Below are 20,146 nucleotides of genomic sequence, written 5' to 3'. Positions count from 1 at the left end.
TTACCTCTATTTGTACTGTGGATATAGTGATAAAAGTGTAAAAGAAAAGGTTTTCTGCACTTATTTTGACAGCGTTTATATTTCACCGGACCGCCGCCTAAAAATCATTGCAATTGAATACTTTATTGCACCAGAAACGATGCGCTAGAATAAAAGCGGTAACATCATGTGAAATCTAAAAATTTATAAGATTTTGTGTCTGAATCCATCATAAACGATGGCAAAAAGAAACGAAATAACAAACTGTATCAATTTCGGGTGTAAACCTTTCTATTTTGAATAAGTTTTCGTATTGCAAACTGCATTTTGCAAAGGGGGCTTTTTCATGGATCAGTTGGACATTCGTCTTCTTGAAATGCTGCAAAAGGATGGGCGCATGACTTTAAGTGATTTATCGAAGAAATTGTCCCTCAGCCGCCCGAGCATTTAGGAACGGTTGAAACGGCTGCAGGAGAAGGGGATTATCGAAGGATTCAGCGCAAGGGTATCCCCGAAAGCTGTGGGCAGGGAAGTGGTTGCTTACATGCAGGTAAGTGAGATCAAGATGTCCACTTATACAGAATTTGAGAAATGGATTGTGCAGGTTCCCGAAATTGTTGAATGCCATCGCTTGACAGGCGCTGTCAGCTATTTGCTGAAAGCTGCCGTTACCTCTATGGACCATCTGAGCAAGCTGATTGACCGGCTCACCCCTTATGGAAACATCAACACATCGATCGTACTGTCATCACCGGTCGCTTTTCGCTGTATAACGCCGGTTCCTTTTGAAGAAAAACAAAAAAATTAGGGCTTGCGAAACCCCGGTTTAAACATCCCGGCAAGCCCTTATTGCTGTTTCTTTCCCGTTTCCGGACGGATTTCCTCTGCGGTTTCCGTGCCGTACCGAAGGGTTTGTGCTTTGCTCCGCCGCGGGACCCCTTTTTGGAGCACATAGTCGGTTAAATATTGGTGATAAAAATGTTCGAACACGCTGATGACGACGGCAGTACCGATCGAAACCTGAAGCCCCGGCAAATGGTTGTGGGAGAAAAACCGGGTCATCCCCCAGATGACAGAAAATGCAAGTCCAAAGTCTAAGATCAGTACAAACCAGTCCGCTGTGCGCGGAAGAAGGCCGAGATCAGCCAAAAAATAAGAAATCACACTAAGCAAGAGCGCTGTAAACAGCACACCGAAAAAAGACATGCCGTAAATGAAGCCGAGCACCAAATACAAAAAAATAAAATGCCCGGCGATTTTAATCAAAAGCGGTTTAATGTTTTGCATACATGTCACTTCCTGCTGTTGGTTTCCTATATTTTTTCCGGAATGGACGATCATACGCTGGGAACCGTTTCCTTGCATGCTGTCAGTCCGCTCCGGCAAACTATATATGCCGGTTTGACGTATGCTTTTTGGAAAAATTGGGCATATTGGTAAGCAAAATGGCGCTTGAAAGCGAGGTGCTTACCATGCAATGCCCGAATTGCCGAAGCAAGGACATCGGAAAAATCGGCGTGAACCAGTATTACTGCTGGAACTGTTTTATTGAACTATCGGTTGCAAAAAATACAATCCATACGCATCAGGTGGAAGAAGACGGCACATTGAGCTCTTTGGATGATTTGTTTGAGGAAGAAGCACGCAAACTCAGCTGAATGGAGGGAATGGGGAAATGAACAAAATGATGATGGCTGCAGTCGGTTTTGGTGCGGGAATGGCCGCTGCCCAGATGGCGAAGAATGGCTTCGCGGACAGGCGGCAGATGCGGAAAATGGCAAAGCGGGTGCGCAAGGCATTCCGTTAAAACCGCCTATCCGATAAAAACCCCGGTCTCGTTTCCCTGGCCGGACGCCAACGGACGAAAGGAAACGCACGGATGCATCTTGCCAAATGGGCGGATATCCCTGTCCCGCTGCATCCCTTTTCACGAAGCCCGGTGTTCTCGTTTATAAGGTTTTGCGTCCTCCGTATTTCAGTTGTCCCAAAGGTTGCTGCATTGGACCGGTGATAAAAATCCTCATAAACTTCCCTCTTTCGCAAACACTTGAAGGAGGGAGGTTTTTTTATGCAACGGTTTCGCGGTACATGGCTGTATAAATTGTTTTGGTTGTTATTTATTCTGATTATTTTATATGTGCTGCTTTTACTCAAGCCTTTTTGGGCGCCCGTATTGCGCGTCGTACTGGCGGTATGCCTGCCGCTTTTAATCGGCGGTTTTATCGCTTACATCCTCCACCCACTTGTTGAATTTCTTTATAAAAACGGGCTGCCGAGAGGGCTTGCCATCCTGATTATCTATATTTTGTTTTTTGGCGGCACCGCTTACGGCGTTTACAGAGGGCTGCCGCTTGTGATCGCCCAAATGAACGATCTGTCGGAACATCTGCCGCAGTTTGCAGACCAGTACAGGGACGGCGTTGTTTACTTGCAAACATCGATGAAGCACTGGCCGGACGGGCTTCAGGACCAGATTGACGAGCGCATTGAACGCTTTGAATTATGGCTCTCTGCAAATGTTTCAAATTCAATCAATATGCTGATGCAACTTGTCAATTACGCCATTGCGCTTGCCGTCATTCCGTTTATTTCATTTTACCTTCTGAAAGATTTTGAACATGTCAAAAAAGCGGCACTGGCATTGACGCCGGAAAAATGGCGGCCGTCCGCTGCAGCATTTATTCGCGATGTCGACCGGTCGATCGGTGGCTATCTCCGCGGCCAGCTTTTGGACTGCCTGTTGATCGGCTTTCTTTCTTTTGTCGCATTTGCCATCCTTGGCATGAAATACCCGATTTTACTCGGTATCATCATCGGGGTCACCAATGTCATTCCGTATTTCGGCCCTGTTTTGGGCGCCATTCCCGTTTCGGTTATTGCGGCGACCATTTCATTAAAATTTGTCCTTTATGTGGTCATCATTGTGTTCGTCCTGCAATTTATTGAAAGCAATATCCTTTCCCCTTTTATTGTCGGGAAATCTTTGCATCTTCACCCGCTGTTTATCATCATCGCCTTGATCGCGGGAGAGGAAATCGCGGGGATCGCAGGACTGATTCTCGCTGTGCCGGCGCTTGCCGTGCTGAAAGTGGCCATCATCCATGCTCGCAAAACTTTGCGCTTTTCAGGCCGCACGAATCAAGTTGACAAACCGGAGTAAACTTTTTTATAATTTACCCATGAACATACGTGTCCTGTGGGCAAAATAGGCTTCCGGACAGGGATTTTTGTCCGGGCTTGGGAATTGCGCAGCACAGGCCGTTCCTATTGATAGAACTGCATATCAAAAAACGAAGAAAGATCGAGTATGTTATCGCCCATTTTAAACCGTGATGTACGGCCCAGAGAGGAATTTCCGCGGCTGAAAGAAATTCCAAAATGAAGGATAACAGAACGCTAATCCGGAGTGCAGCCAAACCCTGCCGTTTTGCCCCGTTACAGGCACCCAAAGAGAAGGGCGTTTTTTGCCTTTAATCAGGGTGGTACCGCGAGCAAGCCTCTCGTCCCTGTCCGGGATGGGGGCTTTTTTGCGTCCGGGGGGTTCCGGTTTTCATAAATAAACAGAGGAGGTTTTCTCATGAAGAAAAGATCAAGTGCGGAAATCCGCAGCATGTTTTTGGACTTTTTTAAGGAAAAAGGGCATAAAGTCGAGCCGAGCGCTTCACTGATCCCGGTCAATGACCCGTCGCTACTTTGGATTAACAGCGGTGTGGCCACTTTAAAAAAATATTTTGACGGCACGGTCATTCCGGAAAACCCGCGCATTGTCAACGCGCAAAAAGCAATCCGGACAAACGATATTGAAAATGTCGGAAAAACAGCGCGCCACCATACATTTTTTGAAATGCTCGGCAACTTTTCGATTGGGGATTATTTCCGTGAAGAAGCGATTGCCTGGGCATGGGAGCTGCTGACTTCCGACAAATGGTTCGGCATGCCAAAAGAAAAACTGTATGTCACCGTTTATCCCGATGACCTGGATTCGATTGCATGCTGGAAAAAAATCGGGGTGTCCCCGGATCATATTATCCCGCTCGAGGGCAATTTCTGGGAAATCGGCGAAGGGCCATCCGGGCCGGATACGGAAATTTTCTTCGACCGCGGGGAAAAATACGACCCGGAACGGTTAGGAATCCGGCTCCTTCAGGAAGATATGGAAAACGACCGCTATATTGAAATCTGGAATATCGTGTTATCCCAGTTTAATGCGATACCAGGGGTTCCGCGCAGCGAGTATCCGGAGCTGCCGAAGAAAAACATTGATACCGGAATGGGCCTCGAACGGATGGCATGCGTGCTGCAAGGGGTCGATACCAACTATGACAGCGACTTGTTCATGCCGATTATTCAAGAGGTCGAAAAAATCTCCGGTAAAAAATACCGTGCCGGAAACAAAGAGGCAGATACGGCATTTAAAGTAATTGCCGACCATATCCGCACCGTTGCCTTTGCGGTTGCGGACGGGGCACTGCCGTCAAACGAAGGCCGCGGCTATGTTTTACGCAGGCTTTTGCGCCGGGCGGTCCGCTATGCCATTCAGCTCGATATTCACGGCGCTTTTATGTACAAGCTTGTGCCAACGGTCGGCAGGATTATGAATTCCTATTATCCGGAAGTGGAAAAAAATGCTGATTTTGTGCAAAAAGTGGTTCGTTCCGAAGAAGAACGTTTCCAGGAAACGCTGAACGAAGGGCTTTCGATTTTGGAAGAACGGATTAGGGCGGCAAAGAAAAACGGCCTGGAACAGTTGCCGGGTGAAGATATTTTCATGCTTTACGATACGTACGGCTTCCCTGTTGAACTGACAGAAGAGTATGCGCACGACCAGGGGCTCCGTGCCGATCATGAAGGCTTTGAAAAAGAAATGGAGCGGCAGCGTGAACGCGCACGCAACGCCCGCCAGCAGGCAGAATCGATGTCCGTCCAGGGCGGCGTGCTCGGCAATATTACAGTGAAAAGCGAATTTATCGGTTATGACCACCTGGAGGGGACGGCACATGTCGCTGTCCTTTTAAAAGACGGTGACATCACGGAGTCGGCTGCCAGCGGAGAGGAAATCCAGTTCATTTTAGATCAAACCCCTTTTTACGCGGAAAGCGGCGGCCAGATTGCCGATCATGGCACCTTGACAGCAGAAGGGCTGAAAGTGGAGGTCACAAATGTGCAGAAAGCGCCGAACGGCCAAAATTTGCATCAGGGCGTTGTCGTATCAGGCACCATCAAAACCGGCCAGGAAGTATTTGCACAGGTGGACGGAGCAAAACGCCGTGACACGGAAAAGAACCACTCTGCTACCCATCTGTTACACCAGGCATTGAAGGATGTGCTCGGCGTTCATGTCAACCAGGCGGGATCGCTTGTCGAACCGGGACGCCTCCGTTTTGACTTCTCGCATTTCGGGCAGGTGACAGAAGAAGAACTCGAAAAAATTGAAACGATCGTCAATGAAAAAATTTGGGCAAGCCTGCCGGTTACAACGGATTTGAAAAAACTGGACGAAGCGAAAGCGATGGGCGCGATGGCGTTGTTTGGCGAAAAATACGGGGAGATCGTCCGCGTCGTTCAAATGGGCGACTACAGCCTGGAACTGTGCGGCGGCTGCCATGTTTCGAACACAGCCCAGATCGGCCTGTTCAAAATTGTTTCCGAATCCGGAATCGGTGCAGGGACAAGGCGGATTGAAGCGGTAACGGGAAAATATGCTTACGGATTGATGCAGGAACAGCTCCACCTTTTAAAAGATGCAAGCGCCAAATTAAAAGCAAAACCAACAGAATTGCCGGATCGGATCGACACCCTCCAGCAGGAATTGAAAGAAGCGCAGCGTGAAAATGCATCCCTGGCCGCAAAACTCGCCAATATCGAAGCCGGATCGCTTGTGGACCGCGTAAAAGTAGTAGACGGCATAAATGTGCTCGCGGCGAAAGTCGAAGCCGGCGACATGAACCAACTGCGCAATATGGCGGACGATTTAAAACAAAAACTCGGAAGCGGCATTATTGTCCTCGCTGCGGCGACAGAAGGAAAAGCCAGCTTCATTGCCGGCGTCACCAAAGACCTTGTCGAAAAAGGGTACCATGCCGGGAAGCTTGTAAAAGAAGTGGCATCGCGCTGCGGCGGCGGTGGCGGCGGCCGTCCGGACATGGCGCAGGCCGGTGGCAAACAGCCTGAACAAATTGATGCCGCATTACAAATTGTAGAAGAATGGGTAAAATCCGTTTGATTCAAGCAAAAAGTAGTGTACAATGAAACAAAGCTGGTTGTTTACACGGATCGTTTTCAGGCAGAAAGCGGAAAATGCACCTTCAAAATTTGTGTAAACCGGAACATCTAAAAAACCAAGCTTTAGTAGAGAGGTGCTGCGATAATGAGCTCATTCGATGAAACGATGAGGTTTAATTTTCCGGAAGAACCGACGGAACACGAGGTCAAGGAAGTTTTGCTCCATGTATACAGCGCGTTCGAGGAAAAGGGCTATAACCCGATTAACCAGATTGTCGGATACCTCCTCTCGGGCGACCCGGCTTATATCCCGCGCCATCAGGATGCCCGGAATATGATTCGCAAACTGGAACGGGATGAAATTATCGAAGAACTGGTCAAATCGTATTTGAAACAACATCGCGGGGGATCAAATTGAAAATTATGGGCCTTGATGTCGGTTCGAAAACCGTCGGTGTGGCGGTCAGCGATGCCCTGGGCTGGACTGCCCAAGGCATCGAAACGATTGCCATCAATGAAGCAAAGGGCAAATTCGGTTTCGACAGGGTCGCTGAACTCGCGCAAATCCACGGCGTCGAAAAAATTGTCGTCGGATTCCCGAAAAATATGAACAACACGATCGGCCCACGGGCAGAGGCCTCAAAGGTTTATGCCGAAGAATTAAAAAAACGGCTCAATCTGCCCGTTATTTTATGGGACGAACGTTTAAGCACGGCACAAGCGGAAAGAATATTACTGGAAGCCGATGTCAGCCGTAAAAAAAGGAAAAAAGTAATTGATAAAATGGCGGCAAGTGTAATTTTGCAAGGATTCCTTGACAGTCAAACTTAACGGGGTGAAGAAATGACACATAACCATGAACATGACCACGAAGACCACCAGCATATTACCGTAGTGGACGAAGACGGAAACGAACAATTGTATGAAGTGCTTTTTACGTTTGAATCCGAAGATTTCGGAAAATCGTACGTCCTGTATTATCCGATTGGCGCGGAAGAAGACGAGGATGAAAGCATCGAAATCCATGCTTCCGCCTATGTGGAAAATGAAGACGGCACAGAAGGGGATCTCCAGCCGATTGAAACAGATGAAGAGTGGGAAATGATCGAGGAAATGCTGAATACGTTTCTCGATGAAGAAGAAGCATAAACGCATCTTGAACATGCACACGGGACAAACCGTGTGCTTTTTCCATCTGCCGGAATGGAAGACTTTCCCTTTTGAAAAGAAAATGAAATAAAACTTGGCGAAATTTGTAGTATAATGGACAGGAAAAAAGTCGAAAATGGCTTTCTGTACTTGTTTTAAGATTTTTCTTATTGAGAGGAAGATTCTGTTTTGGCCGGAAAGAAAAATCCGTTTCAACTGTTGCTTCAAAAAATGAAGCAGAAACCGAAATTATGGATAGCCGCATGCATCATCATGCTGGCTGTTGTTGTTTTTGGAGGGGCTGCCCTTTTTTACGTGTCGGCGCTGAAACCGGTGGAGCCTGGAAGCCATAAGACAAAACTCGTCACGATTCCGCCCGGCTCCGGGGTAAAAGAGATCGGGCATATTTTGCAAAAAAACGGGATTATCAAAAATGCCTGGGCTTTTGCAATTTATGCGAAATCCCACCACCAGTCGGGTTTAAAGGCCGGCACCTATCAAATGTCGCCGTCCATGGATACGAGCGAGATCGTCAGCAGCATGCAAAAAGGCGGCATTGCCATGATCCGCTTTACCGTGCCGGAAGGGGCCGGCCTTGAGGAAATTGCGGAGATCATCCAAAAACACAGCTCCTTCCGGAAAGAAGAGGTGCTCAAGCGGGCAGATGACCCTGCTTTTGTACAACATTTGATGAAAAAATATCCGCGCCTTGTGACAAAAGAAGTTTTCAATCAGCAGATCCGGCATCCGCTCGAGGGCTACTTTTTTCCGGCGACCTATTCGTTTTATGATCAGCATGTGCCGCTTGATGCCGTACTGGAAACGATGGTGGCTAAAACAAATGCGGTTTTTTCCGCTTACGCTGGGAAAAGCACACAGGCCCGTTTAACGCCGCACAAACTGCTTACGATGGCTTCACTTATCGAGGAAGAAGCAACTGAAAAAGCGGACAGGGCAAAAATTTCAAGCGTCTTTTACAACAGATTAAAGAAGAATATGCCGCTGCAGACGGACCCGACCGTACTGTATGCTTTAAACCGGCATAAAGAAAAAGTGACGTATAAAGATTTGCGGGTGAATTCCCCTTATAACACGTACAAACATAAAGGCCTGCCGCCGGGCCCGATTGCAAGTCCCGGAGAACAATCGATCAAGGCTGCGCTCAAGCCCGAAAAAACCGATTATCTCTATTTTCTTGCAAATGTGGATACAGGAAAAGTCTATTTTGCCAAGACATTGAAGGAACATAATGCTTTAAAGGAAAAGTACATTGCGAAGGCGAAACGGTAAACATTCGCTTTCCCGTTTGAAATGTGCTACGATAATAAGCGGAATTTTTTTGAGAAGCAGGGAGAAGTTATGGAAATGTGTTTATGCCGGAGGGCCCAGCGATGAACGGCCCGGTCGAAGCGTATATAGAACAGTTGATGCAAAAGAAAGATCCGCTTTTTGAAGAAATGGCGTCATTTGCAAAATCAGAGCATATTCCGATTATGGATCCGATCGGAGTGGAAACACTCTGCCAGTTGTTAAGGATTCAAAAGCCGGAAAGCGTGCTTGAAATCGGGACGGCGATCGGGTATTCGGCCCTGAAAATGGCAGATGCGCTTCCAGATGTAAAAATCGTCACCATTGAACGCGAAGAAGAAAGGGTTGCCCAGGCAAATGCGTATTTTGCCCGCACTCCTTTATCCCGGCGGATCCGCCTGCTGAAAGGGGATGCACTTTCTTCTGACGTCATCCAAAAGGCCCGGGAACTTGGCCCGTACGATGCGATCTTTATTGATGCGGCAAAGGGGCAGTACCGGAAATTTTTTGATTCGTTTACGCCGTTGCTGCGGGAAAAGGGATGTGTATACACGGATAACGTGTTATTTAAAGGCCTTGTGGTACAAGACTTCATCGCAAAGAAACAAGTCAGCAATCTGGTGCGGAAAATCAGAAGCTACAACGAATGGTTAATGCAACATGAGCAATTTATCACCGCGATTTTCCCAGTCGGAGATGGATTGGCAGTCAGTATGAAGAGGTGAAGGAAATGGAACGAAAGCCGGCTGTGATCGGCGTGGCCGGGGGCTCCGGGTCCGGGAAGACAAGCGTTACCCGGGCGATTTACGAAAGCTTGAAGGGACACTCCATTCTGGTACTTGAACAGGACTTTTACTACAAAGATCAAAGCCATCTCCCGTTTGAAGAAAGGCTGAAAACCAATTATGACCACCCGTTTGCATTTGACAATGACCTGTTAATTGAGCATTTGCATAAACTGCTTTCTTATGAGGCAATTGAAAAACCGGTTTACGATTTTTCCAAACATACGCGCGCTAGCCGCACCATCCATGTGGAACCGAAAGATGTCATTATTTTGGAAGGTATTTTAGTATTGGAAGATGAGAGATTGCGCAACTTAATGGATATTAAGCTGTATGTCGATACCGATGCCGATTTGCGGATCATCCGGCGGCTTGAACGGGACATCGAAGAGCGCGGCAGGACGCTCCAGTCGGTCATCGAGCAGTATATTACGGTGGTCAGGCCGATGCACAACCAGTTCATCGAGCCGACAAAAAGATATGCGGACGTCATTATCCCGGAAGGCGGGCAAAACCGGGTGGCGATTGATTTGGTCGTGACAAAATTGCAATCCATCCTTGAACAAAAGTCTTTTTTGTAATACGATTATTTAGAATACATGGTGAGCGCGCCGGAATCTTTTCGGCGCGCTAAACAACATGGTGGAAAAAACACAGCCGCTTGCAGAAAGCGTCATCTTGTATGTTGAAACGCATACACATTTGATAACTAAGAGATATAGGAGTGAAGGGATTTGGCTCAGGAAAAAGTTTACCCGATGACCCAGGACGGGAAAGAAAAATTGGAACAGGAACTGGAATATTTAAAAACGGTCAAACGGAAAGAAGTCGTCGAACGGATAAAAATTGCCAGAAGTTTCGGGGACCTTTCCGAAAATTCCGAGTACGACTCCGCGAAAGAAGAACAAGCTTTTGTGGAAGGCCGCATTACGACGATTGAAAACATGATCCGCAACGCGAAAATCATTGAAGATGACGGGACAGATACGGTATCGCTCGGAAAATCCGTTACTTTTGTGGAACTACCGGACGGGGAAGAAGAAACGTACACGATTGTCGGAAGCGCTGAAGCCGATCCGTTTGAAGGAAAAATTTCAAACGATTCCCCGATTGCAAAAAGCCTGCTCGGGAAAAGCGTCGGAGAGGAAGTCACGGTTCAGACGCCGGGCGGGGATATGAGAGTCAAAATCATCTCGATTCAATAATCCGGAGCGGGTGCGCAGGTGTTCCAAGGTGCATGTTGTAAAGGATACGGCCTGCTGCAAACGCTTATCACATCCGGATTGCGGTGGGCAATGCCCGCCGAATTTTCTTTGTGCGCCTTTTCGATTCGGTAAAACCGTGGTATGATAAGGCCATGAAGTGGAGGGATGACCTTGCCTGAATTTTACAGCCGTGAAGAACGGAAACAGGCCATGCAGCAGTCAAAACGGCGGAAAACAAACATCATTTTAAATACACTGATTGTGATTGTCATCGCGCTTATTTGTATTGTGGCTTACTCCATTTTTTTCGCCGGTAACGACAACTCAAAACCGGCACCGAAAGAAAAGAAAGCGGCCGTAACAAAGACTGCTTCGTCCGGCCATGAAACGACATCATCTCATACATCCAAAAAAACGGCGGACAAAGACAGCAAAAAATCAACCCGTAAAGTGGAAAAAAGCAATGAACCGAATGTGAAAGAAGTCATTACCGATTCCAGCTGGAAACCGGTCGGAACCGAACAAACAGGCGGACATGTCTATTCCGCCTCATCCACTTCCCTTGACTGGAAGGAAAAGCTGAAGGCATTGTCGTATGCAACAGGCATACCGGAAGACAATATGACGGTCTGGTTTTTGGAGCATGGGGCAACGACCGATGAGGCGATCGGGACGGTTTCCGCGAAAAATGCCGATACGACCTACCGTGTTTATTTGACATGGGTGGACGGAAAAGGCTGGAAACCCACAAAGATGTATGAATTGATCGAGAACGATAAAAAATAAGCGGCCGTCTGTGCCGCTTATTTTTGTGCCGTAAAATGGACGACGGCGGAATAATGGGGTCTGCCGTCCGCGTCAAACTGCATTTGGTGTGAAACAGACGCCACCCGGAGCAGCAGGGTTTTATTGGCTTCGATTTGATCATTGATTTTTTTCTCGAGCGCCTCAAGCCGGTCCGCTTCGAAAAATTCAATCTTATCCTCTATCCTGTCAAGCTCAAATGCCATTTTCGTACACCTCCATGTTCATCGTATCAGACGTTGTTTTTTTGGCAAGCCGTATCCACTTCTGCTTTTTTGCTATATAATGGGGATTGGAACTTTTGGACGAAAGAGGGAGTCATATGAGAATTGGAATCATCGGCGCAATGGAAGAAGAGGTGTCGATTTTGCGCGGGCAGATCGAGCACCCGCAAGTTAAAACGATTGCCGGTTATGAATATACGGCGGGAAAAATGAAAGGGAAAGATGTCATCTTGCTTCGATCCGGCATCGGGAAAGTGAATGCTGCGCTTTCTACCGGCCTTTTGCTGCAAACATACGCGCCGGATTGCTTAATCAATACCGGTTCAGCAGGCGGCGCAAACCCCGCCCTTCACGTCGGCGATGTCGTCATTTCAACGGAAGTACGCCACCATGATGTGGACGCGACAGTATTCGGCTATGAATACGGGCAAGTGCCGCAAATGCCGCCCGCTTTTTTGGCGGATGAGAAACTTGTCCGGATTGCGGAAAGCTGCGCAGGGAAACTGCCTGGCATTCAGGTTGTGAAAGGACTGATTGCTACCGGGGACTCGTTTATGGATGATCCTGCGAAAACGGCGGCTGTAAAGGAGCACTTCCCGGAAGTGCAGGCGGTGGAAATGGAAGCCGTTGCCGTCGCACAAGTGGCATGGCAATTTGGCATCCCGTTTGTGATCATCCGCTCCCTTTCCGATATTGCAGGGCAGGAGTCCGGGATCTCTTTTGATGAATATCTTGAAACGGCGGCCGTGAACTCTGCCCATCTTGTCACGGGTATTGTTGAAAATCTGTAGACCCATTTTTTTCCTTCCTTTCCTGTAATTACTTGTCTTTTTTATGTTTCATCTGTGATAGAGTAGGTTTAGCAGATTGATAGAAAGGGTGAGGCGGTTGAAGAAAGCGAAATCGATGTATGTGAAAATGGTGGATTTTAAAATGTACGGCATCGTGCTGCTTGCTGTGACGGGCTTTTTATATTTGGGTGCGGTGATGCCGATCGAAGGGAAATCCGAACTGGGGACAAAAATTTTACTCGTTGCTTCAAGCGGGTTTGTTGCCGTATCTGTTTTGTTTTTCTCGATTTCACGTGCTTACCATAAACAGCTTTTAAAAAGCGAAGAAGGCGCACAGCTTTTACAGCGGAATAATCGCAAATCATAATCGAAAAGGCAGGGGCCTTTGTAACGCGGGCGGTGCAGTAACGAAGCACACGGTTGTCCGGCATACAAGGTTTTCGGCCTTTTTTTATTTTTTTGCCAATTTGCGGTTTACAAACCCGCCGGAATTGGATATACTTTCCTATGTAAGCAAATTCAAAGGAGGTTGAAGAACATGGCATACACAATCCTATTTTCTGCAGTTGCAACTGAACATGTTCTGCATCCGCTCCGTATCGGTTTGAATTTGCGCTGATTTTTTAACTTGACGCACAAGCCGCAGGATGCATTTGCCTGATCCGTGCGGTTTTTTTCCGGAAAGCCGCGGGATCATGCCTGTCCAGCGGTTTTTTTGCGCCCTTAAGGAGGTGGAAAAATATGACACTCAATTTAATCTTTATTACCGTCACGATTAAACGGCTGAAAAAGACGGCAGAACAAAGGCAGCGTGATGAAGAAGTTTTCAGGCTGTACGATGAAATGAATGCAAAGCGTGAGGCATTCCAAGCAAGGCATTTTTAAGCTGAAAAAACACCTGAAGAAAGGAGCGGTTGACGATGGCCCGTTATCAGAAACGTTTGGACTTTATCTTTATGGAGACAGATTCCACCTAGCAAAACCGGATCAGGGGATGGCGCTATGTTTTTGCATATTTTGATTTTTACCGCTGTTTTCCACAGGCGGAAAAGAAAAAGCTGATGGCTCCGGCCACCGGCTTTTTTGACATCTATCTATTGAAAAGCATTCTCAATACTGAAATGGGAGAGCGGCGGTCTCTGGGCGTAAAAAATTTCAATTATCTGCCCTGATTTTCAATTACAGAGGTGAAAAAAAGAGGCGGAAACAGCATAAAAAACATAAATATCATGGTTTTATGACTATATCATATAAAATCAGGAAACGATAAAATAGAAAACCGGGTGTAATTGCTTGACACGAAATTAATTCCATATAATAATTGGTATTGAATTAAAATGATTATTGTTTGCTGGCCTGGTCAGTGAACCATGATCATTTACCACAAATGATTTTAAGGAGGAATTGCACGATGTCCCTTATTGGCAAAAAAATTGAACCATTCAAAGCACAAGCATACCGCAACGGTGAATTTGTCGAAGTGACGGATGAAAATTTCAATGGAAACTGGAGCATTGTCTGCTTCTATCCTGCTGATTTTACATTTGTCTGCCCTACTGAACTGGAAGATCTTCAGGAAAATTATGCCGCTTTAAAAGAACTCGGCGTGGAAGTCTATTCGGTTTCAACAGACTCTCATTTTGTTCACAAAGCATGGCATGACCATTCTGAAGCGATCAGCAAAATCGAATACACCATGATCGGCGACCCGACACAAAAACTTACCCGTATGTTTGATGTATTGCGCGAAGAAGAAGGCGTTGCTGACAGGGGCACTTTCCTGATCGATCCGGACGGCGTCATCCAAGGGGTTGAAATCAACGCTGACGGCATCGGCCGTGACGCAAGCATATGGATCGACAAAGTCAAAGCCGCACAATATGTACGCCAGCATCCAGGTGAAGTATGCCCGGCAAAATGGAAAGAAACGGGTGAAACACTGAAACCAAGCCTTGATCTTGTAGGCAAAATCTGAGGAGCTGAACCGATATGATACTGGATGAAGAGATTAAAGCGCAACTGGCCCAGTATCTGCAAATGATGGAGGGCGACGTTCTGCTGAAAGTGAGCGCGGGATCCGATGAAACATCACGGAACATGCTCGAACTGGTTGACCAATTGGCTGCCATGTCGCCCCGGATAAAAGTGGAAAACACAAAACTCGACAGAACCCCGAGTTTCAGTGTAAACCGACCGGGAGAAGATACCGGGATTGTATTCGCAGGCGTACCGCTCGGGCATGAGTTTACATCGCTCGTTTTGGCCCTGCTGCAGGTCAGCGGCCGCCCTCCTAAAGTGGATCAGAAGGTTATTGACCAGATTCAAAGCATAAAAGGCGAATACCATTTCGAAACCTATGTCAGCCTGACTTGCCAGAACTGTCCTGTTGCGGTACAAGCTTTAAACATCATGAGTGTGCTCAATCCGAATATTACGCACACGATGATTGACGGGGCTGCATTTAGAGAGGAAGCGGAAGGAAAAGGCATTATGGCCGTCCCTTCCATTTACCTGAACGGCGAATTCTTTGAAAGCGGACGGATGGAAGTGGAAGAAATTCTTGCCAAACTCGGCAGCACAGCGGATCCGTCCGAGTTTGAAAAGAAAGACCCGTTTGATGTGCTCGTTATCGGCGGGGGCCCGTCCGGCGCAAGTGCAGCCATTTATGCGGCGCGCAAAGGCATCCGGACAGGGATTGTCGCTGAACGTTTTGGCGGGCAGGTTCTCGATACAGTCGGCATTGAAAACTTAATCGGCACGAAGTATACGGAAGGCCCGCAACTTGCTGCAAACCTTGAAGAACATGTCAAACAGTATAATGTTGATATTATGAATCTGCAACGTGCAAAACGGGTCGAAAAGAAAGATCTCGTTGAGGTGGAATTGGAAAACGGGGCTGTATTAAAGAGCAAAACCGTGATCATTTCCACCGGTGCACGCTGGCGCAACATCAACGTGCCGGGCGAAGCAGAATTCAAAAACAAAGGTGTGGCCTATTGCCCGCACTGTGACGGGCCGTTGTTTGCCGGTAAACATGTCGCCGTAATCGGCGGGGGCAATTCCGGCATTGAAGCGGCCATTGACCTTGCCGGTGTAGTCAAACATGTAACCGTCATTGAATTTATGCCTGAATTAAAGGCGGACCGTGTGCTGCTTGAGCGCGTTTACAGCCTTCCAAATGTGACGGTTGTAAAAAATGCGCAAACAAAAGAGATTACCGGCACGGATAAAGTGAACGGCATCACATATATTGACCGTGCAACCGGGGAAGAACACCATATTGAACTCGAGGGTGTGTTTGTCCAAATCGGCCTTGTCCCGAATACCGAATGGCTTGGTGATACAGTGGAACGCACACCGCGGGGTGAAATTGTGGTGGATAAGCGCGGCGCGACCAGTGTTCCGGGCGTGTTTGCCGCAGGAGACTGCACCGATAGCGCTTATAAGCAAATCATTATTTCGATGGGGGCCGGCGCGACAGCTGCGCTCGGTGCTTTTGATTACATCATCCGGGAAACAAAAACGGATGAAGCTGTACACAGTTAAGGAATCTGTTCAACCCAACCGCATTACAGCGCGCTGTAATGCGGTTTTTACATGTATGTCACTCCTTGGGCGGAAGGCCGCGTATTTTACGAAACGCTTCCCGAGAATAGTGGCTGAATGCCGCGATCAAACAGCCAACTTTATCATCCCTTGCAAAAATAAAAGCTCCCATCAGCCGTTTTGCGATTTTGAGACAACTTTTTTTGTTTTTTAAGTGTCGTGCAATATTTACCAGCCGTCTTTTCTTCGGGACAGACACAATTCCGCCTCCTTGTTCATATGTTTGAACTATATAGGCTCAAGCCTAATGGAGGTGGAAGGATGTCGGGGATCTTAACAGCGGTAAGCTATATGATGAAAGAGCTTGTTTTTTTGGTTTCCTATGTGAAAAACAATGCTTTTCCACAACCTCTTTCGGCAAGCGAAGAACGGAAATATTTGAAGCGGATGGCGGAAGGCGACGCGGATGCCCGGAATATTTTAATCGAACATAACCTGCGGCTTGTAGCGCACATCGTCAAAAAATTTGAAAATACCGGTGAAGATACAGAAGACCTTATCTCGATCGGAACAATTGGCCTCATCAAAGCAATTGAGAGCTATTCGGAAGGGAAGGGGACAAAACTTGCCACTTATGCAGCAAGGTGTATAGAAAACGAAATCCTCATGCATTTAAGAGCTTTAAAGAAAACAAAAAAAGATGTTTCGCTGCATGACCCGATCGGCCAAGATAAGGAAGGAAATGAAATTTCGTTAATTGATGTTCTCCAGTCTGAAGCGGAAGACGTATTTGACACGATCCAGCTGAATATGGAGCTGGAAAAAGTGAAACAATTCTTTGACATATTGGATGAACGCGAAAAACAGGTGATCATCGGCAGATTCGGCCTGAATTTAAAAAAGGAAAAAACACAGCGCGAAATTGCGAAGGAGCTCGGCATTTCAAGAAGCTACGTATCCCGTATTGAAAAGCGGGCCCTCATGAAAATGTTCCACGAATTTTACCGGCTTGAGAAAGAAAAAAGAAAGGAACAAAACGGCGAATAATGAAAAAGGCACATTGCAAAATTTGCAGTGCGCCTTTTTCATATTTTTTTTAACTTAAACGGCGCCACCATCAGGACCGACAACAGCACCATCCACACAAACAACCAGAAGTGGGTGACATAAGGAACGGCAAAAAAACCGGCCGTTACACATAAGCCTGCCACGGGGATCGGAAGCCCGTAAAAAAATCCCTCTTGCTTGCTGATATTAAACCGGGCGAGCCGGATCATCCCGCAAAGCATATAAAAAATGGCGGCCAACATACCCGGAACCCCGTACAGGCAAAACAGCGCTGTATGGATCAGCATGGCAGGCGCGGCGCCAAACGAAAGCAAATCGCAAAGGGAATCAAGCTGCTTGCCAAGCGCGGATTCCATTTTTAACTTCCTGGCCAGTTTCCCGTCATAGCGGTCGAACAATACAGCGGCAAAGATCAAGGCTGCGGAAACCGCCGGCTGATGATTGCCGCAATAAAAAAGCGCTGCAGCACCGCAGCATCCGTTTGCCACTGTCAATCCATTGGCGGCTTGCGATTTTATAAAATTCAAGATAGCATCATACCAATGATCAAAGTCCACCCCCGCAAACCTCCCAACTGCCATTTATTTATATATATATTCAAGAAAAAAAGGATTGATCACACAAAAAAAGCCACATATCAAGCAAAAGTGGCTAGGACGTTGCTTTGATTTTATGGGTCAGGGACCGGCGTTCAATCTCTTTTTCAATCAGCTTCACAAACTCGGCACTTAATTTCAGCTCTTTTGCTTTATAATAGGACTCGATCAATAGTTCATCAGATAACTTATACATCTGTACCACCTCCGAAAATGTTGTTCTTTTTTTTAAGCATCCTGCGTATCATAAAGAGAGAGTATTTGTATTCTTACTTTACCAAATTTAGCCTTGCGGAACAAGCGTTCTTTTATCCACAGTAAAATGTTTATATCTTGTGGGTAAATTGTTTATAAACGTGAGAAGGCCTGGTGTTACTTTGTGCAAAATGTGTATAAGAATATCCACAGCAACGGAGAATGTAGAAATCTGTCGAAAAGTTTTGTGCTTTTAAAGGGACAAAAAAAAGACTGCGCAGTGGCAGCCTTTTTTCTTTTGCCGGTACAAAAGGAAAATCCGGGCAAAAGGCGTATTTATGAGGTAAACCGCTTGCTTCCATCGGGGTTTTGCATGCTGGATCCGGCTTCATGTGCCGGGCATGCTTATTGAATTGCCGTAAGTTTTGTTTTCCGGTTTAAACTTTGTTGTCCGGCGCCAGGCCGCAAACATATGTCCCTTTTTCAATTTGGATGGTAGCGTGTTCGATCCCGAATTTGTCATGCAGTTCTTTTTCCAGTTTTTCAAGCAGCAGGTCGTTGTCTTCAATTTGCGAACGGACAATATGGACCGTCAATATCGTTTCTGTCGTGCTCATTCCCCAGATATGCAAATCATGGACGTTGAGCACGGTCGGAATTTGTTCTAAATAGGTTTTAATCGCATCAGCATCAACGCCTGCAGGCACCGCATCAAGCGAAAGGTCGGCTGCTTCCCGCAACAGGCCCCATGTCCCCGCAAAAATCACAATCGCAATAATGATGCTTGTAACCGGGTCGACCCACTCCCAGCCTGTAAACAGGATAATCGCACCTGCGATGACAACGCCGAGAGAGACAAGCGCATCGGCAGCCATATGCAGAAAAGCGCCGCGGATGTTGAGGTCCGTTTTTCTTCCTGACATAAACAGTAAAGCGGTAATGGTATTAATAACGATCCCGATCACGGCAACGATCATGACCGTTTTGCCTGCGACAGGTTCCGGATGGGCAAAACGCTGGATTGCCCCGAGAAAAATCGCGCCGATCGCAATCAGCAAAATAATCGCATTTAAAAGCGCAGCCATCACGGATGATTTTTTATAGCCGTATGTGCGCTTTTTTGTCGGCAATTTTTTGCCAAGCCAGACAGCGGCCCAAGCAATGATGAGCCCGAGCACATCGCTCAGATTATGGCCTGCATCCGCCAACAGCGAAAGGGAATCGGAAAAGAAACCGTAAATGGCTTCAACCGCAACAAAAAGAATATTCAGCCCGATGCCGGCGGCGAAAGCTTTTCCGTATTGTGCCGGTTCATGGTGATGGTGTTGGTGTCCATGGTCGTGTGACATTTTATTGGCTCCTTTTACACATGCTGTCCAAAAGCCGGGAAACAGGCTTTTGGACGGACGTCAGTTGTTAAGTTCATTATATGCGTATCTCTAAAGTTTGCAAAGAAACTTTTACAAGAAAGTAAACTTTATGTTCATTTTCGCCCATTTCCGGCTTGAAATGCTACAATAAGACCTATAAAGACAGAAAGGAAGAGAAGGAATGCCGGAATATGAACATGTTGAGGAACATTTCCAGGCATCTGACACCGTCCGTGATATTGTGATTGGCATGTCAGACGGGCTGACTGTGCCGTTTGCACTCGCAGCAGGATTATCCGGTGCAGTGGATTCGCCGGTGCTCGTTCTCGCGGCCGGCGCGGCGGAAATTGCGGCCGGTTCCATTGCCATGGGGCTTGGCGGATATCTGGCAGCAAAATCGGATGCCGAGCATTATTATAGCGAATTAAAAAGGGAATACCGGGAAGTAGAAGAGGTACCGGAACGGGAAAAAGACGAAGTCCGGGATGTATTTAAGGCATATGAGCTGAAACCGGAACAAATCGAAGCAATCGTCGATAAAATGGCGGAAAACCCTGATAAATGGGTGGATTTTATGATGAAATTCGAGCTGGGGCTTGAGAAGCCGGAAAAAGGGCGGAGCTTAAAAAGTGCGTTAACGATTGCCTTGTCTTATATTGTGGGCGGGCTGATCCCGCTTTCCCCTTACTTTTTTGTCACCCGGGCATCACAGGCCTTGCTTGTTTCCGTCCTGGTGACGCTCGTTGTTCTGTTTATTTTCGGGGCGGTGAAAGGGCGGTTTACCGGTTCCAATGTGTGGAAAAGCGGGCTTGAAACGGTTGTGATTGGTGGTTTGGCCGCTGCCGCTGCGTTTGGGCTGGCAAGGCTTTTGACAAAATAAAACGCACTTTAAGAACGGCACGGG

Annotated in this window: 27 protein-coding genes; 21 read left to right on the top strand and 6 right to left on the bottom strand. The window is 47.1% G+C overall.

Annotated features, from left to right (window positions below; all coding sequences use genetic code 11):
• The first annotated feature begins 325 nt into the window (after positions 1-325).
• Together OF158_RS17625 and OF158_RS10525 are read left to right on the top strand one after the other, a co-directional pair.
• Positions 326-430 (top strand): AsnC family transcriptional regulator, encoded by a 105-nt coding sequence (locus OF158_RS17625; RefSeq protein ID WP_014097915.1) that lies wholly within the window; start codon positions 326-328, stop codon positions 428-430.
• A 6-nt stretch (positions 431-436) separates the two neighbouring features.
• Positions 437-787, top strand: coding sequence for an Lrp/AsnC family transcriptional regulator (locus OF158_RS10525; protein WP_017550592.1), 351 nt, complete (start codon positions 437-439; stop codon positions 785-787).
• Between the two features lie 38 nt (positions 788-825).
• On the opposite strand, the gene OF158_RS10520 is transcribed toward OF158_RS10525, so the two are convergent.
• On the bottom strand, positions 826-1,266 hold the full coding sequence (locus tag OF158_RS10520) for a YndM family protein (protein WP_026104526.1): 441 nt from the start codon (positions 1,264-1,266) through the stop codon (positions 826-828).
• A gap of 158 nt (positions 1,267-1,424) precedes the next feature.
• Here OF158_RS10520 and OF158_RS10515 point away from each other — a divergent pair, with 158 nt between their 5' ends.
• The 12 genes from OF158_RS10515 (at position 1,425) to OF158_RS10460 (ending at position 11,434) form a co-directional block, all read left to right on the top strand.
• The gene (locus tag OF158_RS10515) at positions 1,425-1,637 is read left to right on the top strand and encodes a hypothetical protein (RefSeq protein WP_026104525.1); all 213 of its coding nucleotides are present in this window, start codon (positions 1,425-1,427) and stop codon (positions 1,635-1,637) included.
• A gap of 17 nt (positions 1,638-1,654) precedes the next feature.
• Positions 1,655-1,786, top strand: coding sequence for a DUF3918 family protein (locus OF158_RS10510; RefSeq protein ID WP_014097919.1), 132 nt, complete (start codon positions 1,655-1,657; stop codon positions 1,784-1,786).
• Between the two features lie 261 nt (positions 1,787-2,047).
• Complete coding sequence (locus OF158_RS10505) at positions 2,048-3,139, top strand: AI-2E family transporter (RefSeq protein WP_014097920.1); 1,092 nt, start codon at positions 2,048-2,050, stop codon at positions 3,137-3,139.
• Positions 3,140-3,556: 417 nt separating this feature from the next.
• Positions 3,557-6,202 (top strand): alanine--tRNA ligase, encoded by a 2,646-nt coding sequence (gene alaS, locus OF158_RS10500; RefSeq protein ID WP_035184533.1) that lies wholly within the window; start codon positions 3,557-3,559, stop codon positions 6,200-6,202.
• 144 nt (positions 6,203-6,346) lie between these two features.
• Positions 6,347-6,619, top strand: a complete 273-nt coding sequence (locus tag OF158_RS10495) for an IreB family regulatory phosphoprotein (protein ID WP_264302924.1) — start codon at positions 6,347-6,349, stop codon at positions 6,617-6,619.
• Complete coding sequence (gene ruvX / locus OF158_RS10490; RefSeq protein ID WP_014097922.1) at positions 6,616-7,032, top strand: Holliday junction resolvase RuvX; 417 nt, start codon at positions 6,616-6,618, stop codon at positions 7,030-7,032. The genes OF158_RS10495 and ruvX overlap by 4 nt, the downstream gene beginning before the upstream one ends.
• Positions 7,033-7,044: 12 nt before the next feature.
• Positions 7,045-7,350 carry a DUF1292 domain-containing protein gene (locus OF158_RS10485; RefSeq protein WP_013859752.1) on the top strand — a complete coding sequence of 102 codons (306 nt, stop codon included), beginning with the start codon at positions 7,045-7,047 and terminating at the stop codon, positions 7,348-7,350.
• Positions 7,351-7,539: 189 nt separating this feature from the next.
• Positions 7,540-8,640 (top strand): endolytic transglycosylase MltG, encoded by a 1,101-nt coding sequence (gene mltG / locus OF158_RS10480; protein ID WP_014097923.1) that lies wholly within the window; start codon positions 7,540-7,542, stop codon positions 8,638-8,640.
• 101 nt (positions 8,641-8,741) lie between these two features.
• On the top strand, positions 8,742-9,383 hold the full coding sequence (locus tag OF158_RS10475) for an O-methyltransferase (RefSeq protein ID WP_014097924.1): 642 nt from the start codon (positions 8,742-8,744) through the stop codon (positions 9,381-9,383).
• A gap of 5 nt (positions 9,384-9,388) precedes the next feature.
• Positions 9,389-10,024 carry a uridine kinase gene (udk, locus tag OF158_RS10470; protein WP_013859749.1) on the top strand — a complete coding sequence of 212 codons (636 nt, stop codon included), beginning with the start codon at positions 9,389-9,391 and terminating at the stop codon, positions 10,022-10,024.
• Between the two features lie 153 nt (positions 10,025-10,177).
• Positions 10,178-10,648, top strand: a complete 471-nt coding sequence (greA, locus tag OF158_RS10465) for a transcription elongation factor GreA (RefSeq protein WP_013859748.1) — start codon at positions 10,178-10,180, stop codon at positions 10,646-10,648.
• Positions 10,649-10,819: 171 nt separating this feature from the next.
• Positions 10,820-11,434 (top strand): DUF1510 family protein, encoded by a 615-nt coding sequence (locus tag OF158_RS10460; protein ID WP_014097925.1) that lies wholly within the window; start codon positions 10,820-10,822, stop codon positions 11,432-11,434.
• Between the two features lie 17 nt (positions 11,435-11,451).
• On the opposite strand, the gene OF158_RS10455 is transcribed toward OF158_RS10460, so the two are convergent.
• Entirely contained in the window at positions 11,452-11,658 is a 207-nt protein-coding gene (locus OF158_RS10455; RefSeq protein WP_014097926.1) for a YrzA family protein, read from the bottom strand.
• 116 nt (positions 11,659-11,774) lie between these two features.
• Here OF158_RS10455 and mtnN point away from each other — a divergent pair, with 116 nt between their 5' ends.
• The 5 genes from mtnN (at position 11,775) to ahpF (ending at position 16,013) form a co-directional block, all read left to right on the top strand.
• Positions 11,775-12,467 (top strand): 5'-methylthioadenosine/S-adenosylhomocysteine nucleosidase, encoded by a 693-nt coding sequence (gene mtnN / locus OF158_RS10450; RefSeq protein WP_014097927.1) that lies wholly within the window; start codon positions 11,775-11,777, stop codon positions 12,465-12,467.
• Positions 12,468-12,564: 97 nt separating this feature from the next.
• On the top strand, positions 12,565-12,834 hold the full coding sequence (locus OF158_RS10445; RefSeq protein WP_017550585.1) for a YrhC family protein: 270 nt from the start codon (positions 12,565-12,567) through the stop codon (positions 12,832-12,834).
• A gap of 374 nt (positions 12,835-13,208) precedes the next feature.
• Positions 13,209-13,352: a YrzI family small protein gene (locus tag OF158_RS10440; RefSeq protein WP_014097929.1), complete on the top strand. Its 144-nt coding sequence runs from the start codon at positions 13,209-13,211 to the stop codon at positions 13,350-13,352.
• Positions 13,353-13,878: 526 nt separating this feature from the next.
• Positions 13,879-14,442, top strand: coding sequence for an alkyl hydroperoxide reductase subunit C (ahpC, locus tag OF158_RS10435; RefSeq protein ID WP_014097930.1), 564 nt, complete (start codon positions 13,879-13,881; stop codon positions 14,440-14,442).
• A 14-nt stretch (positions 14,443-14,456) separates the two neighbouring features.
• Positions 14,457-16,013: an alkyl hydroperoxide reductase subunit F gene (gene ahpF / locus OF158_RS10430; RefSeq protein ID WP_026683582.1), complete on the top strand. Its 1,557-nt coding sequence runs from the start codon at positions 14,457-14,459 to the stop codon at positions 16,011-16,013.
• A gap of 58 nt (positions 16,014-16,071) precedes the next feature.
• Here ahpF and OF158_RS10425 read toward each other — a convergent pair whose 3' ends face one another.
• Positions 16,072-16,272 carry a hypothetical protein gene (locus OF158_RS10425; protein WP_017550582.1) on the bottom strand — a complete coding sequence of 67 codons (201 nt, stop codon included), beginning with the start codon at positions 16,270-16,272 and terminating at the stop codon, positions 16,072-16,074.
• A gap of 62 nt (positions 16,273-16,334) precedes the next feature.
• Between OF158_RS10425 and sigK the strand changes: the two genes are divergently transcribed.
• The gene (gene sigK / locus OF158_RS10420) at positions 16,335-17,060 is read left to right on the top strand and encodes an RNA polymerase sporulation sigma factor SigK (protein ID WP_013859739.1); all 726 of its coding nucleotides are present in this window, start codon (positions 16,335-16,337) and stop codon (positions 17,058-17,060) included.
• A 38-nt stretch (positions 17,061-17,098) separates the two neighbouring features.
• Here sigK and pssA read toward each other — a convergent pair whose 3' ends face one another.
• The 3 genes from pssA to OF158_RS10405 form a co-directional block, all read right to left on the bottom strand.
• Entirely contained in the window at positions 17,099-17,638 is a 540-nt protein-coding gene (gene pssA, locus OF158_RS10415; protein ID WP_017550581.1) for a CDP-diacylglycerol--serine O-phosphatidyltransferase, read from the bottom strand.
• A 94-nt stretch (positions 17,639-17,732) separates the two neighbouring features.
• Positions 17,733-17,873, bottom strand: a complete 141-nt coding sequence (locus OF158_RS10410) for a sporulation histidine kinase inhibitor Sda (RefSeq protein ID WP_013859738.1) — start codon at positions 17,871-17,873, stop codon at positions 17,733-17,735.
• Positions 17,874-18,309: 436 nt separating this feature from the next.
• Positions 18,310-19,221 (bottom strand): cation diffusion facilitator family transporter, encoded by a 912-nt coding sequence (locus OF158_RS10405; RefSeq protein ID WP_035184543.1) that lies wholly within the window; start codon positions 19,219-19,221, stop codon positions 18,310-18,312.
• Positions 19,222-19,423: 202 nt separating this feature from the next.
• Between OF158_RS10405 and OF158_RS10400 the strand changes: the two genes are divergently transcribed.
• Positions 19,424-20,122: a VIT1/CCC1 transporter family protein gene (locus OF158_RS10400; protein WP_014097934.1), complete on the top strand. Its 699-nt coding sequence runs from the start codon at positions 19,424-19,426 to the stop codon at positions 20,120-20,122.
• Positions 20,123-20,146: the final 24 nt, after the last annotated feature.

This window comes from Weizmannia sp. WK01 (assembly GCF_025905465.1).
Lineage (GTDB): Bacteria > Bacillota > Bacilli > Bacillales > Bacillaceae_C > Weizmannia > Weizmannia faecalis.
Note: the sequence above shows the minus strand (reverse complement) of the source record. Positions and strands in the feature narration are given on the sequence as shown.

What these genes read in the sequence shown, in the direction of transcription:
- ahpF (WP_026683582.1), top strand. Translation starts at nt 14,457, where the DNA reads ATGATACTGGATGAAGAGATTAAAGCGCAACTGGCCCAGTATCTGCAA.
- OF158_RS17625 (WP_014097915.1), top strand. Translation starts at nt 326, where the DNA reads ATGGATCAGTTGGACATTCGTCTTCTTGAAATGCTGCAAAAGGATGGG.
- OF158_RS10475 (WP_014097924.1), top strand. Translation starts at nt 8,742, where the DNA reads ATGAACGGCCCGGTCGAAGCGTATATAGAACAGTTGATGCAAAAGAAA.
- OF158_RS10520 (WP_026104526.1), bottom strand. Translation starts at nt 1,266, where the DNA reads ATGCAAAACATTAAACCGCTTTTGATTAAAATCGCCGGGCATTTTATT.
- OF158_RS10440 (WP_014097929.1), top strand. Translation starts at nt 13,209, where the DNA reads ATGACACTCAATTTAATCTTTATTACCGTCACGATTAAACGGCTGAAA.
- OF158_RS10515 (WP_026104525.1), top strand. Translation starts at nt 1,425, where the DNA reads ATGGCGCTTGAAAGCGAGGTGCTTACCATGCAATGCCCGAATTGCCGA.
- OF158_RS10495 (WP_264302924.1), top strand. Translation starts at nt 6,347, where the DNA reads ATGAGCTCATTCGATGAAACGATGAGGTTTAATTTTCCGGAAGAACCG.
- udk (WP_013859749.1), top strand. Translation starts at nt 9,389, where the DNA reads ATGGAACGAAAGCCGGCTGTGATCGGCGTGGCCGGGGGCTCCGGGTCC.
- OF158_RS10485 (WP_013859752.1), top strand. Translation starts at nt 7,045, where the DNA reads ATGACACATAACCATGAACATGACCACGAAGACCACCAGCATATTACC.
- ahpC (WP_014097930.1), top strand. Translation starts at nt 13,879, where the DNA reads ATGTCCCTTATTGGCAAAAAAATTGAACCATTCAAAGCACAAGCATAC.
- OF158_RS10455 (WP_014097926.1), bottom strand. Translation starts at nt 11,658, where the DNA reads ATGGCATTTGAGCTTGACAGGATAGAGGATAAGATTGAATTTTTCGAA.
- alaS (WP_035184533.1), top strand. Translation starts at nt 3,557, where the DNA reads ATGAAGAAAAGATCAAGTGCGGAAATCCGCAGCATGTTTTTGGACTTT.
- OF158_RS10505 (WP_014097920.1), top strand. Translation starts at nt 2,048, where the DNA reads ATGCAACGGTTTCGCGGTACATGGCTGTATAAATTGTTTTGGTTGTTA.
- OF158_RS10410 (WP_013859738.1), bottom strand. Translation starts at nt 17,873, where the DNA reads ATGTATAAGTTATCTGATGAACTATTGATCGAGTCCTATTATAAAGCA.
- OF158_RS10405 (WP_035184543.1), bottom strand. Translation starts at nt 19,221, where the DNA reads ATGTCACACGACCATGGACACCAACACCATCACCATGAACCGGCACAA.
- OF158_RS10510 (WP_014097919.1), top strand. Translation starts at nt 1,655, where the DNA reads ATGAACAAAATGATGATGGCTGCAGTCGGTTTTGGTGCGGGAATGGCC.
- OF158_RS10400 (WP_014097934.1), top strand. Translation starts at nt 19,424, where the DNA reads ATGCCGGAATATGAACATGTTGAGGAACATTTCCAGGCATCTGACACC.
- sigK (WP_013859739.1), top strand. Translation starts at nt 16,335, where the DNA reads ATGTCGGGGATCTTAACAGCGGTAAGCTATATGATGAAAGAGCTTGTT.
- mtnN (WP_014097927.1), top strand. Translation starts at nt 11,775, where the DNA reads ATGAGAATTGGAATCATCGGCGCAATGGAAGAAGAGGTGTCGATTTTG.